This window comes from Bacillus sp. (in: firmicutes), assembly GCA_012842745.1.
GTDB lineage: Bacteria > Bacillota > Bacilli > Bacillales > Bacillaceae_J > Schinkia.
Genome location: DUSF01000049.1, coordinates 192,177 through 209,565, shown reverse-complemented (window position 1 = coordinate 209,565; position 17,389 = coordinate 192,177). Strand labels below are relative to the sequence as shown.

Annotated in this window: 17 protein-coding genes and 1 pseudogene; 8 read left to right on the top strand and 10 right to left on the bottom strand. The window is 36.9% G+C overall.

Features of this window, described 5'->3' with window-relative positions; translation table 11 throughout:
- Window positions 1-161 precede the first annotated feature (161 nt).
- Together GX497_13705 and GX497_13700 are read right to left on the bottom strand one after the other, a co-directional pair.
- The gene (locus GX497_13705; protein HHY74249.1) at window positions 162-383 is read right to left on the bottom strand and encodes a DUF2922 domain-containing protein; all 222 of its coding nucleotides are present in this window, start codon (window positions 381-383) and stop codon (window positions 162-164) included.
- Window positions 384-418: 35 nt separating this feature from the next.
- Window positions 419-640 carry a DUF1659 domain-containing protein gene (locus GX497_13700; GenBank protein ID HHY74248.1) on the bottom strand — a complete coding sequence of 74 codons (222 nt, stop codon included), beginning with the start codon at window positions 638-640 and terminating at the stop codon, window positions 419-421.
- A 165-nt stretch (window positions 641-805) separates the two neighbouring features.
- On the opposite strand from GX497_13700, the gene GX497_13695 reads away from it, so the two are divergent.
- From GX497_13695 to GX497_13675, 5 genes are all read left to right on the top strand, one after another.
- Window positions 806-1,480: a uracil-DNA glycosylase gene (locus GX497_13695; GenBank protein HHY74247.1), complete on the top strand. Its 675-nt coding sequence runs from the start codon at window positions 806-808 to the stop codon at window positions 1,478-1,480.
- A gap of 134 nt (window positions 1,481-1,614) precedes the next feature.
- A complete protein-coding gene (locus tag GX497_13690) occupies window positions 1,615-2,280 on the top strand; it encodes a hypothetical protein (protein ID HHY74246.1) in 666 nt (221 codons plus the stop codon).
- 108 nt (window positions 2,281-2,388) lie between these two features.
- A complete protein-coding gene (locus GX497_13685; protein HHY74245.1) occupies window positions 2,389-2,949 on the top strand; it encodes a transposase in 561 nt (186 codons plus the stop codon).
- Between the two features lie 104 nt (window positions 2,950-3,053).
- Window positions 3,054-3,230, top strand: a complete 177-nt coding sequence (locus GX497_13680; GenBank protein HHY74244.1) for a hypothetical protein — start codon at window positions 3,054-3,056, stop codon at window positions 3,228-3,230.
- Window positions 3,200-3,739, top strand: a complete 540-nt coding sequence (locus tag GX497_13675) for a hypothetical protein (protein ID HHY74243.1) — start codon at window positions 3,200-3,202, stop codon at window positions 3,737-3,739. The genes GX497_13680 and GX497_13675 overlap by 31 nt, the downstream gene beginning before the upstream one ends.
- Window positions 3,740-3,785: 46 nt before the next feature.
- Here GX497_13675 and GX497_13670 read toward each other — a convergent pair whose 3' ends face one another.
- The 3 genes from GX497_13670 to GX497_13660 all read right to left on the bottom strand — a co-directional run bounded on the left by GX497_13670 (window position 3,786) and on the right by GX497_13660 (window position 5,639).
- Window positions 3,786-4,718, bottom strand: coding sequence for a LytR family transcriptional regulator (locus GX497_13670; GenBank protein HHY74242.1), 933 nt, complete (start codon window positions 4,716-4,718; stop codon window positions 3,786-3,788).
- 106 nt (window positions 4,719-4,824) lie between these two features.
- Window positions 4,825-5,310 (bottom strand): competence protein, encoded by a 486-nt coding sequence (locus tag GX497_13665; GenBank protein ID HHY74241.1) that lies wholly within the window; start codon window positions 5,308-5,310, stop codon window positions 4,825-4,827.
- Window positions 5,311-5,375: 65 nt separating this feature from the next.
- A complete protein-coding gene (locus GX497_13660; GenBank protein HHY74240.1) occupies window positions 5,376-5,639 on the bottom strand; it encodes a helix-turn-helix transcriptional regulator in 264 nt (87 codons plus the stop codon).
- A gap of 263 nt (window positions 5,640-5,902) precedes the next feature.
- Here GX497_13660 and GX497_13655 point away from each other — a divergent pair.
- Together GX497_13655 and GX497_13650 are read left to right on the top strand one after the other, a co-directional pair.
- Window positions 5,903-6,473: pseudogene (locus GX497_13655) on the top strand (sigma-70 family RNA polymerase sigma factor).
- An 82-nt stretch (window positions 6,474-6,555) separates the two neighbouring features.
- The gene (locus tag GX497_13650) at window positions 6,556-9,231 is read left to right on the top strand and encodes a YbhB/YbcL family Raf kinase inhibitor-like protein (protein HHY74239.1); all 2,676 of its coding nucleotides are present in this window, start codon (window positions 6,556-6,558) and stop codon (window positions 9,229-9,231) included.
- Window positions 9,232-9,385: 154 nt separating this feature from the next.
- On the opposite strand, the gene GX497_13645 is transcribed toward GX497_13650, so the two are convergent.
- From GX497_13645 to GX497_13635, 3 genes are read right to left on the bottom strand one after another with little or no spacing between them, the layout of a single operon-like run.
- Window positions 9,386-9,742 carry an STAS domain-containing protein gene (locus GX497_13645; GenBank protein ID HHY74238.1) on the bottom strand — a complete coding sequence of 119 codons (357 nt, stop codon included), beginning with the start codon at window positions 9,740-9,742 and terminating at the stop codon, window positions 9,386-9,388.
- A 22-nt stretch (window positions 9,743-9,764) separates the two neighbouring features.
- Window positions 9,765-11,774, bottom strand: coding sequence for a SpoIIE family protein phosphatase (locus GX497_13640; GenBank protein HHY74237.1), 2,010 nt, complete (start codon window positions 11,772-11,774; stop codon window positions 9,765-9,767).
- Window positions 11,771-13,297: a hypothetical protein gene (locus GX497_13635; protein HHY74236.1), complete on the bottom strand. Its 1,527-nt coding sequence runs from the start codon at window positions 13,295-13,297 to the stop codon at window positions 11,771-11,773. Before GX497_13635 ends, GX497_13640 begins: the two co-directional genes overlap by 4 nt.
- A 185-nt stretch (window positions 13,298-13,482) precedes the next feature.
- Here GX497_13635 and GX497_13630 point away from each other — a divergent pair, with 185 nt between their 5' ends.
- Complete coding sequence (locus GX497_13630; GenBank protein ID HHY74235.1) at window positions 13,483-14,535, top strand: hypothetical protein; 1,053 nt, start codon at window positions 13,483-13,485, stop codon at window positions 14,533-14,535.
- Here the strand turns inward: GX497_13630 and GX497_13625 are convergent.
- Together GX497_13625 and GX497_13620 are read right to left on the bottom strand one after the other, a co-directional pair.
- Window positions 14,424-16,316 (bottom strand): FAD-dependent oxidoreductase, encoded by a 1,893-nt coding sequence (locus GX497_13625; protein HHY74234.1) that lies wholly within the window; start codon window positions 16,314-16,316, stop codon window positions 14,424-14,426. The two genes, GX497_13630 and GX497_13625, sit on opposite strands and share 112 nt — an antisense overlap.
- 135 nt (window positions 16,317-16,451) lie before the next feature.
- Entirely contained in the window at window positions 16,452-17,375 is a 924-nt protein-coding gene (locus GX497_13620; protein HHY74233.1) for an accessory Sec system S-layer assembly protein, read from the bottom strand.
- Window positions 17,376-17,389: the final 14 nt, after the last annotated feature.

The window sequence follows — 17,389 nt, the reverse complement described above, 5'->3', positions numbered from 1 at the left end:
GAAAAGCCCCCTTTTTGGTAGTAGTTCTTCGACAGCTCTATTATACCAAAATCAGGGGGATTTTCTTTTGTTTTTATATTTTGCGACTTAGTTTCCAGTTATTTAGGACATGTTTTTCAGTGGTCTCAACCTGTCCCCCTGTCCCATGGCTCCCTCCCTTTCTATAAACCTATTTCAATTTCTGTTACATTGCGCTCAACGACACGAGCACCTTTTTTAGCAATGAGATCTCCGCCTGTTGATGTGAAGATATTGGCAGCAATAATTGAATCCATTGCCGCTGATACATTTGCTGCATTTACTGGCTCAATCGGATTATCGATTGAAATTGTAGCCGTTTTTCCTTCGGAATTTTTAAACTGCAACTCTAGCTTTTTGCTCATTTAGTTGCCTCCTTTCTGTTGAAATTTAAAATTCCTTACCCTGCCACAATGACATAATGGCTGTTGCGTTGGACACTAAAGATTGAGTGCTGTTGAAGATTCGCAATCGCTAGTGCAACGCTTTGAATATGATCAGGTGTTGCTGTAGTTTTTAAGTTATTATAATTTTTCGTCTTGTAGATGGGGTTGCCATCTAAATCAATGCCCTGATTATATTCAATTCGAAGTTGACTACTCTTGATTACCTCTGTTGCCATTTGTTCATCACCTCCCTTCACCATATAGATAGGGGCTTTCGCTTAAAAAGGGAGAAAGGAATTTTGGCTTCAAACCTATTGGACTAATAATCCTCATTGCTACTTATTTTCCATACTCTTATAATGAATATGAGATTGTAACAATGGAAGCGAGTGTGGAAAGGTATGGCGATTTTGAAAAACGATTGGGCTTCTCTACTTGAAGGAGAGTTCGCAAAACCGTATTATCAACAGTTGCGAAAAATATTGCGAGATGAATATGAAACTAAAGTTATTTATCCAGATAAATATGATATTTTTAATGCTTTGCATTTTACCTCTTATCAAGACACGAAAGTCGTTATTATTGGGCAAGATCCATATCATGGACCTAATCAGGCTCATGGATTGAGTTTTTCGGTGAAACCAGGGGTGACTATTCCGCCATCCTTGCAAAATATTTATAAAGAATTGCAAGCCGATTTAGGTTGTTCGATTCCTAATCATGGCTATCTAGTAGAGTGGACAAAGCAGGGAGTCTTATTGTTGAATGCTGTTTTAACCGTGCGGGCTGGTATTCCTAACTCTCATAAAACACTAGGATGGGAGATGTTCACAGACAAAGTCATTGAAACATTAAATCGTCGGGAGGAGCCAGTTGTCTTTATACTATGGGGCCAATATGCCCAGCAAAAGCAGCAACTGATTACATCACCTTGGCATTATATTATTAAGTCTCCACATCCAAGCCCTTTCTCAGCTAATAGAGGCTTCTTTGGCAGCAGACCATTTTCGCGTACAAATGCTTTTTTACGGGAAATCGGCAGTGAGGAGATTGAATGGCAAATTTCCAATCTATAATAGGGGTACCACCAGCGTAGCGGAAGAGCTAACAAGTGAGTTTGTCTCTAAATGAAAAGAAACCTGTCCCCTCGACAAGTTTTTTGTTATACTAATTGGAAAGTATAAAATTATTGAAAAAATGCGGTGATAAAATGGTTGTATCAGGTATAGTTAATTCACCTTTAAATGCTCCAAGCACTTTGTTGAATACTTCAAAAAGTTCATCTGACAAACAACCATTATATTCTTCACTATCAGATAGTAGTGGTTATAATCCTCATAATGGCAATTATTTCGGAGATGGCTCCGATTTAAAATATGATGAACAGGGAAGAGCTTTGGCTAATATTCAAACAGGTGCATTTTACAAGGATAATAGCATTGCTTCGGGGCGCTCTGATGAAGGTTTCAAGACACAATTAGACTATCAACTTCAGCATGTTGATAGCTATATTTCAAATGCCAAGAAAGCTGGTAATCAAAAAGCCATTTCTTTTGCTGAAGAAAATAGGGCAAGATTATTAAGTGATGGGACAATTAGACCAACATGGAAATTCGATGGTCGTGGTTTTGGTTATAGTGGAAATATAAATGATGAGGGTCGACAGTATTGGTATGATCCTTCTACTGGTGAAAGCAAAGGTAATCTAAAAATGGAGGATCCCACATATGATTTAATGCGTGATTCAAATTATGATTATTACAAGTCATATTCTGATGAGGTTTGGGATCGATATTTTGATGAATGGATTGACAATGGAAAGCTTCAAGATACAACAGTTGACAAAAAGTGGCTTCTGTCTTTTAAAGATTATTGAAATCCCAGGGGTCAGACCCCCAAAATTTTTTAAAAAGAAGGAAATTAGCGAATCGTGTAGAATAATGTTAGTTATGAACAAATAATTTATAAAAGGAAGTGAAGAAAAGTGGCAAGAAAGCCTCGCGTTTGGTTTCCGGGTGCGATATATCACATAACAAATCGAGGTAATCGTCGTACAGCTTTATTTTATGATAACAGCGATCGTTTAACCTATTTAGATTTATTACAAGAGGTTCGTACTTATTTTCCTTTTCATCTTCATACGTATTGCCTCATGACAAACCATATTCATCTTCAATTGGAAACCATTCATCATCATCCTATGCATATTATGAAAATGTTGAACTCAAGATATGCCATGCATTTTAACAAACGCCATCGGTTAGTTGGCCATGTGTTTCAAGGGCGTTATGGTTCAGAACTGATTGATTCAATCGATTACCAATTAGAAGTTAGTAGATACATCCACTTAAATCCTGTTGGAGCTCAAATGGTAACATCCCCCGAAACCTATCCTTGGAGCAGTTATGAAGCCTATATTTCAAATATAATCAATCCTCACGTAACTACTTCTAAAATTTTATCCTATTTCCCAAATCCGCAAAAAGAAAACTATCGGAGATATGTTGAAAAAGAATATCATCCATTAAGAATGACTGATAAATAAACGAAAATACTTTGTGTTATCAAGTTACTTTACTGCTTTAAAGGTATGGGGGACTGTCCCCTTAGAAGGATTTTCCTCCCTAATCTGAAGGGAGAAGGACAGTTGTGAAAAAGGTTATGGCAGGTTTTGTTGCAGGGGCAATTTCGTTTGGGGCTATAGGTACATATGCAGCAACATCAATTGATGTGGAAATCAAACCATTAAAGTATGTTTTTGATGGAGTGGAAAAAAATCAGCTAGTGAAGGATTTATGTATAAGGGGACAACGTATGTTCCTTTAAGATTTATGGCTGAATCAATGGGGAAAGAAGTGGAATGGGATGCGAAAAACAACACGATATATGTAGGGAAAAAGCCACTTGGTGCTACAGGTATAATTTATCTTTCTGACTTATCACCTAGCGGTACGAACTTAGTTGGAAATCCTGTAAATAAGGGTAGTAAATTTGAAATGAATGGAGTCAAGTACGAGCAGTCAAAAGTTCTACAAAGTGAGGCTGCAAAATATGAAAGTAAAACATCTTACTATCTTTATAAGGAATATTCTAGGTTGACAGGTATTGTTGGTATGGATGATGCCACTCAAAAGGATGAGGCCAAATCATCATTCTATATTTATGCCGATGGCAAACTTGTATATAGTAATGAGAGTCTACTAAAGGGGAAAGGGCCTGCAAAAGTGGATATAGATTTAAAAGGGGTAAACAAGATAGATATTGTTTTTAAACCTGATAGTAGTAGTAAATATTCTTATTATATTAACTTTGCGGATATTGTACTTGAGAAGTAAGCTAATAGGGACAGGAACTTGAAGCCTGTCCCCCAATTTGGTTAGGTTACTTTACCGCTTTAAAGGTGTGGGGGACTGACCCCCTTAAATGCGCCTTCAAAATCTTTTCTACTCTCTGTTTTTCTTGTTCGGAAATGATTAGATAATAGATTCCATCGATGATTTGACCTTTTCCGTGCAGCTGTAATTGCTCGACATTTTGTATGACATCGTTATAGTCTTTTTGAATAGTAATTAATTCGGAAAGTTTGAGATTTGTTTTTACATTATCTCCGATCGCGTCAAAGATGGCTTCATATTTTGTTAACGATGTAATGCTTGCCCCTTTTTTAAAAATACTTTTGATGATTTGTTGTTGCCTTTCTTGGCGGCCGAAATCTCCTTTTGGATCTTCTTTCCTCATTTGAACATAGGATAAAGCGGCTTCCCCTGTAAGTTTAATAGTCCCTTTATCAAAGGTATGCCCATCTTGTACAAATTTCATTGAATTGTTAACGGTGACACCGCCAACGGCATCTACCATCTCTTTAAAGCCTTCCATGTTTATTTTTACATAATAGTCAATTGGGATATCCAGGAAGTCCTCGACGGTTGCGATTGCCATCTTGATATCACCAAAGGCATAGGCATGATTGATTTTATCCAGTTTATGGAGGCCAATTATTTCTGTTCTTGTGTCACGGGGAATGCTAAGCATTTTAATAGAATCTAGATTCGGATTTATCGTCATGACAATGATTGTGTCGGAGCGGCCTTTATCACCAGCACGTTCATCGACTCCTAGAAGAAGCACAGAGAATGGCTCTTTTTTATCTAGGGTTACCTTTTCCTGCCTTTTTTCTGATTTTTCACGTTGCATTGGTTCATGAATCGATTCTACCGTTTTATTGATGGTGCGGTAAATTGCGAATCCATAGCCGCCTACAAATAGTAGAACAATTGCTATCGTAGCAATAAACCAAATTTTTCTTTTGTTCATCTAATTTTAACCCCTTCCAAGTGGGTAAAGGGGGCGTATTTGCGCTCCGTGTCCCATTTCCTTTCATCATACACTTTACTAATCTTATTATTTCACGGGGAACACGTCAAATATATGTTGGTGCTTGTGGCGAAAATAATAAAATACACATCGCTGTTCGCTGCATTTGTTTTGTTAATATGTATTGGGATTCAGGTAAGGGCAGTTCTTGTCCGTTTTTAAAGACGATAATCGATTGCTGCGGTTCATAAGGAGAATGAGCGGTTTTGATGTATTTAACGTGGTTGTAGAAAATCCAGTTGCAATTGAAATTCTCTGGTGAGTTTGTTGGAAAGGCGAAAATATTATGATGTGGATTAATCGGGATGGGCACTTTTTGCTTGGCGCCAGTATGGTATGTTATGGCTTTCCGTCTCCCTTCATATGTAGAGTGACCTTCTAAACAAGATGCCTTCACAATCTGGGTTGGTGTTTGTTTTACATAGAGTCGGCCATTCGTTTCAAGCACAATTGTCCCATAATCGATGTGGGTAGCTGATAGTAGCGCCATTGTATCCTTATTCACTTCATAGTAACCTAATACTTTTTTCATACTATTGAACACTCCTTTTTCGGGGTATTTGAAATCTGGGAGGGGATGGGGAACTACGGAGTTTCTTACCGGCTGGAATCTTCCTGATTATTCATTTCTAATTCTCTTTTTACTGCTTTAAATAGGCGATCAATACTTATATTCATACTCGAATATAGTTTAAATAGAGTTTGAGTGGACGGGATTTTCTCACCTCGCTCAATTTTTCCTAAATTGTTAGGATCAAGATTCGATGATTCCCCAAGTTGCTCCAACGTTTTATTATGCTCTAATCTTATCAGTCTAATTTGCTTCCCAATTGCTTTTTTGAATAAATGTTTGTCTACCATATGTAAATCGCCCTTTTAAAACTATTATTATGTTGATGAAGATATGTGACCACGTCTAGATAGACTTAAAAAGGAAATTTTCAGTAATTTTTCAAGGATTTTTGGCATTGTTAAAAAAGTTGTTAAATTTAAATAAACGTTTAATTAGTTAACATATGATCCGATGATGTTGCATCATATTTTAAATTCACACGGGTGAAACGTGAAGTTTAGTATGACAGCTAGTGTGGAAATATTATGTTTAGTGATATGACGAACTGAATTTGTCTGAGTACAGTAAAGATACCGCGGAATACGTAGAAGGTGTACATCTTCAGAAGGACAAGCTCTTGGTCTATCAAATCAAAACAGTTGAAGAAGTACTTGTGCAATTTGAACCAATGGTTAAAAAGCAAATGCTGTCATTGCAAATTTATAAAAATCAAGATGAATTTTTTCAAATCGGTCTTATTGGGCTGTGGGAGGCCTATAACCGCTTTGATTCTGAGAAAGGGGCATTTCCAGCCTTTGCTCAAATGACGGTAAGAGGAAAAATGCTTACCCATTTTAAAGAAAGAAAATCAATTTGATGTACATCACGCCTCTTTTACCGATGAAATGGCTGAAGTTATTTCTGACTCTAGTAGTGATGAAATGTTAGAAAAAGAAATTATATTATCATATTGTGACGGGCTATCAGATAAACAAATGACATGGGTTATTCAGGGAATTATCGAAAATAAAAAGCCTGGTGAAATTGCAAGGGGGATGGGAGTTCCAGTTGACAGGGTAAAAGGCTGGCGAAAGGAGGCGTTGAAAAAAATATTAAAGAATTATCGAGCGATTCATAAATAGATGAGACAGGTCTGTAAGATTTTTGTAAGACACCCTCTATATAATTTTATTGTAGTTCAAAAAGAACAGGAGGAGAGTCTTAATGGGAGTTAGGAGTCGGTTTAAAAAGGTTTTATCAGTAGCAATGGCTCTAACAATCATTGTGTCATTTTTTGGTACATCGGCACTTGCCGCACCAGACACAAGAGGTCATTGGGCCGAAAAAGAGATTAATGAGTGGGTTGAGCAAGGTTTAATTGGCGGTTATAAGGATGGTAGCTTTAAGCCAGATGCATCGATTTCTAGGGCAGAATTTATTGTACTAGTCAATCGTGCATTTGCTTTCACTGAATCTAGTGAAAGTGGGTTTAATGATGTTTCCCAAAATGACTGGTATTACAATGAGGTGCTGAAGGCAAAAGCCGCAGGCTATATTGGAGGGTACCAGGATGGTACTATTAAACCAAAAAATAATATTAACCGCCAAGAAGTAGCGGCTATTTTATCCCGTCTGTTGAATGTGGGAACTGATGCAACAGGTGTTAATCAGTTTAAGGACAAAGATGCTATTCCACAATGGAGTGCTGGTATCATTGGTGGAATTGTCAACAAAGGGCTTATGAATGGTTATAGTGATGGCACTTTTAACCCATTGAAAAACACAACAAGGGCTGAAGCTGTTGTTATTTTAAAACGGGCGTTGGAAGGAAAAGTTGAAAGCAACATTGAAGAGAAGAAAAATGTGTATAACAATGCTGGAACATATGGGCCAGAAGAAGGAACGGAAACAATCAAAGGAAATGTAGAAGTTACTGCTTCAGGTGTAACATTAAAAAATATGGTGATTGAAGGTAATTTAACAATTGCTAAAGAAGTTGGAAATGGCGAGGTTTTCCTAAAAGGCGTAACAGTAAAGGGAAAAACATATGTTAACGGTGGGGGAGAAAACAGTATTCATTTTGAAGACACAGTTCTTCTTACTGTTATCGTTAATAAAGCTGACGGCACTGTCCGTATCGTTGCTTCAGGAAAAACAACTGTCCAAGAAGTAACACTGCAGTCAAGTGCTAAGTTGGAACAGATTGGTGCAGCTAGTGCAGCATTTAAGGCAGTCACTTTATCTGAAGCTTTACCTAAGGATTCAAAGGTCACTTTAATCGGGGAATTTGAATCAGTTGAAATTTTAGCAGTTAATATTGCTTTAGAAGTACCACGTGGAGTGATAAATGACTTAAAAGTAGCTGCAGGTGCTATTGGTGCGATTATCAATCTAGCGAAGGATGCGAAAGTTGTTTCCTTAATAGTTGAAGCAGTTGTTAAGGTTCTGGGAGCGGGTGTTATTGAAAAAGCCGGGGGTAAACATGCGAATGATTCATCATATGCAAATCCACCAAATAGTGGTGTAGGTCCAACTACTTATCGTTCTACAGGCGGCGGTGGTGGAGGCGGTGGCTCTACGGATGGTGGCGGAGATTCAAGCACACCAACTGATAAAACTGCACCGACAATCAAATCATTATCGCCAGCAAATGGAGCTAAAAATGTTTCGATTTTGAAGGATTTAGTCATCACTTTTAGTGAAGATGTTGTAGCTGTAGATAATAAAAATATTGTCATCAATCCTATCGAGGAAGAATGGGCTGTTGATGCTATAAAAATACCAGTGAAAAGTGACTATGTAAAGGTAGCTGGTTCGGTTGTTACAATTAAGCTATGGAATTATTTAAAGGACAATTCTGAGGATGATATCGGGGTAGCGTCAGCAGGTCCAGAGTTTGAAGTAATGGCTGCCAGCCTTGATGAAGAAGATGAAGATGAATCAGATGATTGGGATTCAAAAGTTTATGTAACAATTGATAAAGGTGCATTCAAGGATAAGGCTGGAAATGAATTTGCTGGCATAAACGATAAAACAACTTGGAGCTTTTCATTTTCATACGATCCATTAACAACAATTGAAGTAACAACTGCATTTGAGGATGGAGAAGGCATTCCTGAGAAATATAGTCTGGATGGGGGAAATGTTAGCTTACCAGTTTCATGGACAAAAGTAGACGATGCAAAGTCCTATATGATTCTTTTCACTGATAATGATGCAGATAATTTTGTCCATTGGATTGTGAAAGATATTCCAGCAAACGTAACAAGTATTGAAGAAGGATTATCGGGAAAAGCAGGAATGGTAGGTATTGAAATGAAAAATGATTTTCCTGAACCCCCAGATTATAATAAAAATATGACAGGCTACGGTGGACCTCAGCCGCCTATCCAACATGTATATACGTTAGGAGTCCTGGCTTTAAATATTGAAAAATTTGACCTTTCAGATAATGCGACACCACGGGAAAGCTTCGAAGCTATACAAGAAGCATATAATGATGGCATTGTCATTGGTATGGGTTGGATCTATGGTACATTTGGTCCAGAGGTTGATAGAACAGCTAGTACAGTAAGCCTGACATCACCCGATACGATATCAATTGACAGCAAGCAGTTTACATTTAATATCGAAGTAAAGGATACGACAGGACAACCAATAAGTGGATTATGGTATTTTCCAGGGTTCATTTATAATGATTTTAGATTTTGGGATGATGCAGAAAATGGTTACATTAATATTGTGAGTGTTATAGAAAGTATTGGGACACCTGGTTTATACACTGTAACGGCAACCTATGAAGCAGAGGAATATGATGACGAAGTTGTTGAAATTATTGTTTATGTTGCTGATGTTGAGTTAGAATCTACAACAACTATCAATGTTAGTAGTTCTCCTTGATTTGAATGAGCTAGGTTTACTGTCTCTTTAAAGATTGTAATTAGCAAAAGGAGAGTTGGTCATTTATTGGAAATGATTGATTCTCCTTTCGTATTTTTATAGAATTAACACAAAAAAACCTACCAAGTAAGGTAAGCTATTTCACTTGCCCCACTTACAAATCCTCAACCGCCGCCCATTCACTTGGGTAAAATTTCATATATTTCGTTAATCCCACGATATGAAACATTTTTTCATAATGATATTCAAGCCCAAATGTACGAATCAAAACATTGTTTTTATGTAAAAGCTTGCAGACACGAAACAAATAAGCAATTCCAGCACTATTGATATAATTCACGTTTGTAAAATTAATAACAAGAATATTTCGCCCATTTGGAAGCCCTTGTTCCCATGGATAATATTTCAATAGTCTTTCACCAGAAGCTCTTGTAAGATCCCCAGTAAGCTGAAGAAACGATACGTCATTGTTTTCTTTGTCAGGCATTATTATTTCTAATTCTTCTTCCATTTATTACACCCCTTTAACAAGCTTATTCTAAAGTTCGCAAACGTTTTTCAAACTGTACACAAAACTGTGAATGTATGCCAAGCTCTTGATACATTGTCCAACTATCTACAAATTGTTGAACAATTTGCAACCCCCAGCCTCGTTCGTCTTTTTTCTTTTCTCCACAAATAAACCCTGTTCCATAATCGAATATTTTGCCCTCGATAACATTGTCTTCTAGTGATACAATCACATGGACTAGTTTTTGTTTGTCTTCCTGATTTCCATGCTCAATCGCATTAATACAAACTTCCGCTAATGCCGCTTTAAATTCATCACAATCCTCTTTTAAAAATGAGTAGTTTGCTAATTGTTCATCAAGCTGTTTGAGTACTTTTTTTTCTTCGCCTAATTCACTTGCAATCTTTATATTTATTAATTGAATTTTCTTCATCAAAAAAGACTCCCTACAGGGATTTGTTTTTTTCAGCCGTACAATTGTCATGTCATCATTTCGTTTATATTTTCCGCAAAAATCATCAATTTGTGACATGTATGACTTTATTTCAGGATTCCACTCGCTGGAAAAAAGCTGATAAAACCGTTCAAAGCCAAATATTTCTTGCTGCTCATTCATTTGTTCAACCATTCCATCTGTAAAAAGAATTACGCCATCAAGCGCATTTAAAGACAGAGTAAATTCCTCATATGTTTCATCTTCGTCTAACCCTAATGGCAAAGAAGAGATTTCAACAAATTCTAGCCGATTCTTTTCTTTTATTAATGGCGGAACATGTCCAGCACTTGCATATGTAAATAGGTTTTTCTCAATATCAATGAACCCTATCCCAATCGTTATATACATGCCGTCAGAAAGCATTGGCACAAGTAAATGATTCATTTCATTTAATAATCTTGCTGGGGAAATAACATCAGTTTGTGTTTTACTGCGGATAACCCCTAAAGTAGCTGACATTAATAAGGCAGCGGGAACCCCCTTCCCTGAAACATCGCCAATTAAAATAATCATCTTTTTTTCGGTTATTTTAATTATATCAAAAAAATCGCCGCCAACTTCTTTTACAGGAAGCGATAAACCCTCAATCATATAACCGGCTATCGTTACATTTTGCTTTGGTAATAAGTTTTGTTGAACGGTTGAGGCAAATTTCAACTCACCCTCCAATTCCTTATATAATTGTTGTAGTTTAGCTTGCTGCTTGTTAAATTTGCCGATTAGAAAAGCAATCTCATCACTTGAAGTAATTGGAATAAAGGATTGCAGCAACTTTTGCTCATCTTTCTCTGTAGTTGTAATCGTTTGTGCAATGGTTTGGATATAGTTAATAGAATCCAAGATTGTTAGACGTATGACAACAACTGCAAAAATGCTTAACAAACAAACTGTTATGAGGCCTTTGATTATCTGTGATTCCACGGTCCCTTCCATATAAAGAACAAGCCAGGTAATATCCGCTACAAAAATGAACAAAATTGAAAAAAAGATGCTGTAAATTTTTTTGCTTAATGAAAGATGTACGTTTGCAATGGTTGAAATCCCCATTTGTAAAATGTACGGTCTTATTATTTTTCGGAGAGCAGCCACAATCATTAATGTAATTACCATCCCTATTGCTATTTCTCGTAATAAATTAAAGAACAAATTGAAGACAAACTCTTTTGTAATCTTATAAATAAAAACAATCTCATAAAGATGATAAGACAAAGCTAAACCAATCATAAATACAATGGAAAATTTAAATAGTGTTCCAGGAAAGGAGACAAGCTCTTCAAACTGTTTTTTCTTTTCAGATTCCGTAAGCTGTCTGCTTTCCTGTTGTTCATTTCGGAAAATATATCCAATTTTTTTGATTGTGTATAGGTAATAAACGATTATAAAAATAAGATTTTGAAGCAAAACAAAAGGTAAATTATATATTAAAATATCTTTCCATGAAATTTCTAATATAAAAAGATTATGAAATTCAACAAACCCAACGCCTGCAAACCCAACAAGTGTATAGAATAAAATAATCTTGATTTTCCAGTTCATTGCCCCACATCCGCCTCGAAATTAAATTCCAATCCTAATTCTTCTCTAAAAAGCTCTTTTTGTTTTTCGTAAAATAGTTTTGCCTCAAGGAAACGCCCTTGTGAATGCAAAAATAATAGTTTTTCTCTAGTGGTGTTCTCATTTAATGGGTCACAGTCTATTAATTCGCGTAACAGTTCTTCTTTGATTTCAATGTTTTTTTGATATGAATAAAGCTTTTGTAACAAGTCGATTTGTTTTTCTTTTAAATAGAATCGAAATTGATAAAGCCAATTTGTATAGAGAATGTTTGTAACAAATTGATTGTCATATAGCTTGCGCGCTTTTTCAAATAAGTTCGCTGCTTCCTCACGATCAACAAACCAAAGTTGTCTCCCAACTGAATAAAGCTTTAAATAGGCTTGAATATCAACGTCTTCAATGATATTCAAATTTAAACGTACTTTGCCGCCTTTTGTCGAAATGATTGGTTCGTTTATAGCAGTTAACTCCAAAAATTGCTTGTTAATGGAATGGATGATTACGTAAAGTCGATTTGCTGCTTTTTTGTTATCGTCTTCTGGGTAAAAATCCTCCAATAATAAGTCTTTGTCCACCTGTAAATTAGGTTGAATTAATAGATAAATGAGCAATTCTTCTGCTTTTTTTCGTTTCCAGTTAATTTCTGTTAATTGTTTTTGCTTGTATTTTATTGTAAACTCTTTAAAAAGCTGAAATGAAAGTTTGGCGGCCTCTGTGTTTTCGGAAAACGGTACAATTGTGTCACTAGTCGGTTGTTCAAGTATCATATCAGCAAGAAAATAGGTCCATGCCTTTAGTAGTGGGTGTTTATATTGTTTCGTCTTTGCAAGCAAGGAGTACATAATTTTAATGGCATTCTCTTTGTTTTTTAGTTGTAAAGCTTTAAAAAAATCGTGATGCAAAGCAATGACTGGATGTGGATGTAGCTCATTTTTTGTAAAAAAACAAATGTAATTATAAAATTCGTTTGCCATTTCGTGATGATTCCCATGGAAGGTAAATTCAAATTCAATTCTGTCTACTAGTGGTTTGCATATTAATTCGAGTCGATCATTGATATAGGATTTTTTTTCTTGATCAGCTACTAAACAATAAAGCCAACGATAAGCTTCAATGAGCATGATTGCTTCATCTTCCGCTTCGTCAAGTAGTAAGTAGGCCGCCATCGACTTTTCGTAATATACGTTGGCTTGTTTGAAATCGTCTTCCGTGAACAATGAATACAATGCTAAAAAACGATAAACAAAAGCTTGCTCTTTTATTGTATATTGTTGTACTTGTGCTGTGCCACAATGCTCATTGTCTTTAAGAAATTGATAAATAATATGGGCTTCAAATTGATTTCCTAATTGAATTTGACAACAGCCATAATCGCTTATCACGCATGCTAATTGAATGCTATCGCCAATGTCCGCACAGTACTGTAGTTCAGACTTCAACAAATCAGCTAAAGCTGGCCAATTACCATTCAAATATAATGAAAACTTCTTATCTTCCTTCATAATTGCCTTCCTTTGCTGAGACTTTAGAACTATAATATATGGAATATAATGCGTTTTCAATAAATTCATTGATAGAAACCGTTAAATCTACTAAAATTAAATAGATTAGGTATAATATAGTAAGTGAGGATTTTGTCAAACTTTGTCTTTTTGTTTGTTTTGTTTTGAAAGGAGACTATTTTTCTATGCATGATATTAAAAGAAATGACCCGTGCACTTGCGGCAGTGGGAAAAAATATAAGAAGTGCTGCGCGTCGAAGGGAAGCGACAATGCCATTCAAGCTATTCTTGAGCGGGAAGTAGTTTCTGTTCAATCCGAGCTTCTTCGACATGCTTTTTCATATACTGAATTCTCTTATGCTGTTCAAAAAAATAAAAGTAAATACAATCCTCCAGAGAGTATGAAAGAATCCTTTTGTTTCTTTGTAGGTGTATGGACATTATTTACTAGTAAAGTTTTAAGCGGCAAAACGGCGCTTGAACAATTTTGTGTTTCATATATTTTAAATTTGCGTCCAGTTGTACAAGAAATTGTTCGCTCATGGATTGGAAAAACGCCATCCGTTGTTAAAGTAGTGGGTATTGAGGGAAGAGACCTTGTTGTCCATGATATTTTTTCAAAAGAGTTGAAAGATATTAAGATTATTGATGAACTGATGGAGATTCCGAAACAAGGAGCGCTCTTGGTTGGATATATTGTTCCGTTTACAGCTGATGTGTCAACCTTTTTTACGTCTGTTTTATCGTTTGAGGATGAAATGGCGGATAAGGTTGAGCAGTTTTTGTGCTGGAAATTTACAGATAGTGCAGCAGAAGCTAGTGCTGCATCGGAATTTTTACAAGAGCGTTTCTTGGACCTTGTTGATTTATTCATGTCTGACCGCGAGCTTGATTCCGTAGAGGCTGAGCCGCACGCTTGCGTTAGTGCCCAAGCAGCAGCGGTTGTGAATCTATTGGAAGAAAAAGTCCAAAGTGAAGATATGCCTGAATCCGTGATCAAAGCGGGTAGCACTTTATGGCAAAAGTATTATCATAAAAAGCAACCATTAATTAAAAATGAAAAAATATATGCAGCAGCCTTACACTATTTATTAGTTGATAAAGTATTCCCTGTTTATCGTCGGACTCAAAAAGCAACTGCCGAACTGTATGATGCATCTATCGCCAGTGTCAGCTCTCGTTCGCGCGAAATGGCTTTTGTACTAGAGGAAGAGCTTAAAGAATTATGTGTGAAATAATCAAAAAATTCCTTTATTGCCATACAAGCTATTGCTCTTGTGATGGTTGCTTGATTTTGTAAGCGTTCCAATGTGCTTGATGATAGGGAGTCAAGTGGTACTGCGTTTGCATGGAAGAAACGGATGAATTCCTCTTTTTTAATAGGCTGGTCATCTTCGGGAAATGGGAAGTCTATCGGGGCGGTGAGCCTTGAAAATTGCGCAATCTGCTGAATGTATTTGATGAACTTTTCTCTTGAAAGAGTTTTATCCATTTCGTATTCATTGTCATAGCCCGCTTCGATGAGTCCGTGACCGCGCAAAAATTTTACACCTTCATAGGCCCAATGGTTTACAATTGGATTTTCATATTGTGGCATTGGGTATAAGTTTGCACCATTTCGATTTAATTTTGCTTGAATGTTCCGTATATGCGGCAGTCCCTCGTTATCAACCAGCTTTTGAAAATCAACCCTTTCTTGATTAGCATAGGCTGCCGCAATTCCGGCGGCTTGTCCAACTGTCATTCCGACTGGTACAGTTCTTGCACTTCCATGGGCTAACGATTTATAGCCTGCGCTTCTACTGGCTACAAGTAGGTTATCAAATCCCTTTGGAACGATGCTCCTAAAAGGAATGGCATATTGAATCGGCTTTCCGACGATTATATCGCCTTCATCCATCATCGTTGCCTGAATGTCGACTGGATAGCTCCCAAAAGCAATCCTGTCATTGAAGTCTCGAGTTTCAAGGACATCATCAACCGTTAACATGTATTCAGCATCAAGATGACGCGTTTCCCTAACATAAAATTCATCCGCAATGCCAACGGATTTTACGTTTTCAAATCCAATAAGATTTCCGCGCAAAAAGTTAATAACCCTTGGCAGCTCGCTAACGGCGATTTTTTTTGCTTCTTGCAGTTCTGCGGCGCTTAGACCGTTGACGCCAAGAATTTGAAAAGCGTTGATGAGCACATGACCATTATTTTGTTTCCCAATATTCAAGGCACGGATTCGCACATTTTTTTGGGTTGGCACGTACTGTTCCATTTCCTTTCCATAACCCCAAGCAGAAAAATCATCAGCCCCTGTATAGGCATCTTCATCATTATTAAGGTAATCTTGCACCCTTTCCCAATGAATCCCTGACAACTCGAATACAAGCGTTACCGCCATCATTTTTTGTTTATTGCGGAAGTCTTCCTGACCTATTGTAAAATTAGCACCAGCAAGCTGGGCAAAATCCGCATTGGGCGTGGCATCGATGTATTGTTTTCCGACGACTTTCTTAACTACTCCATTTTCATTTTTATAATGTAGTGCTTCTACATGTTTGTTTACCATCAGTGGCTCGATGCTTTGGGCACCGAGCTGTACAGTTATATTTTCTTCATTATGAAGCATTTCCTCAAAAACAAGCTGTGCTTGTTTTACATCAAAGGAAGTACGGTTATTTATTTTTTCGAAAAACTCTAGGAAAAGCCCCTTATTTATGCTTTCCTTTGCTTTAGCTTCAGCCTTAGCAGGTGCCCAGTTAATATCAATCATGTTTAGCTTTCCAAGCGTGTAAAGGCCGCCTACGATTGTTTTTTTGTCTACAAGCAATGTTTTTTGCCCTTCCCGTGCTGCAGCAACTGCGGCCATAATTCCTTCTGGTTCGCTGCCGACAATAACAACATCATATTCGTTAGTAGTTACAGCAGTTAATGTTTGGATTAAATTTACGGGATTATGAAACGGCGCAATGCTACTAGAATTGGAGAATAGGATGAGTAAAAAAACGGTAATATTAATTCTCATTTGTCCATCCTTGGTGTTAAGTATTTATACTGATAGTATGGCCCGTTTCAGTTTTTATAGACATTTTTGATGAACAAAAAAAGGGACTCTCAATAGTCAATTTCTCAACTATTGGAAGTCCCGCTATCCGCTAAATTATTGTTGCGGTGGATAGGCTCTCCATTTTGATAAGTCGATTTTACTTGGATCTTTTGTCAATAGTGAAGGCGGGAAGACGAAGTTCCAAGGTTTGCTTGTATTTGCTTTGATTTCAAAGTCATCCATCATGAAGCCGCCCCCTGCAACGATTTCGCCACTTGCATCTTCAACAACTAATGGCAATTGCTGCAATTTAATATTTTGCTCTGTTCCATTTTGGATTAAAATCGAAACTTGCAATTTTTCACCATCTATAAACTTTGATTGGATACCAACAAATTGAATTTCGCCTGGTTTTGGCGGTGTAATTGACTCAACCATACTCCGCAACTTTTCCTTATCTTCATCTGCTAACGTCTTTTCCCAGCTCTCAGCAAGATCTAATGTATGTTCTTCTTGCTCGCGAAGATCGAAGGCTAGTCCCCAAACCTCTGTTTCAATGTCTGCAATCGGCTTGTAAAGGTCCTTTTGCTCAAATACAAATTGAAATGGACGGCTGCATTGTGGCGGTAAATGACCAATCTCCGCAAGATTGAATTGTTTACGTCCGTAAACTTCATTTTCACCAACTAACAGTAGCATTGTCGTTCCAAGTTCGATTGTTTGATTAAGACTGCTGCGTACGAACGCCGTACAGACAACTTCTTCATTATTATTCACAATCTCAATGCCGCTTAACGAAATCTCATTAGGTTTAAGCGGTGAAAGCTCATTATTCAAAAAGCGAAAGACATTCTCTTGCTCTTGTGGAATACTCCAATCCGGATGAATGGAAAGTTCAGTGTAAACTTCTTTTGCATCGTCGCCAGCTTCCCCGATATCTTCCATGTTTAACAAATCCTTTGCAGACACTGCATTTTCGCTACCAGTGCTTTTTATTTCTTCATCTGCGTTTTTCTTTCTTTTAAAAAAAGATAGCATGATAAAATCCTCCC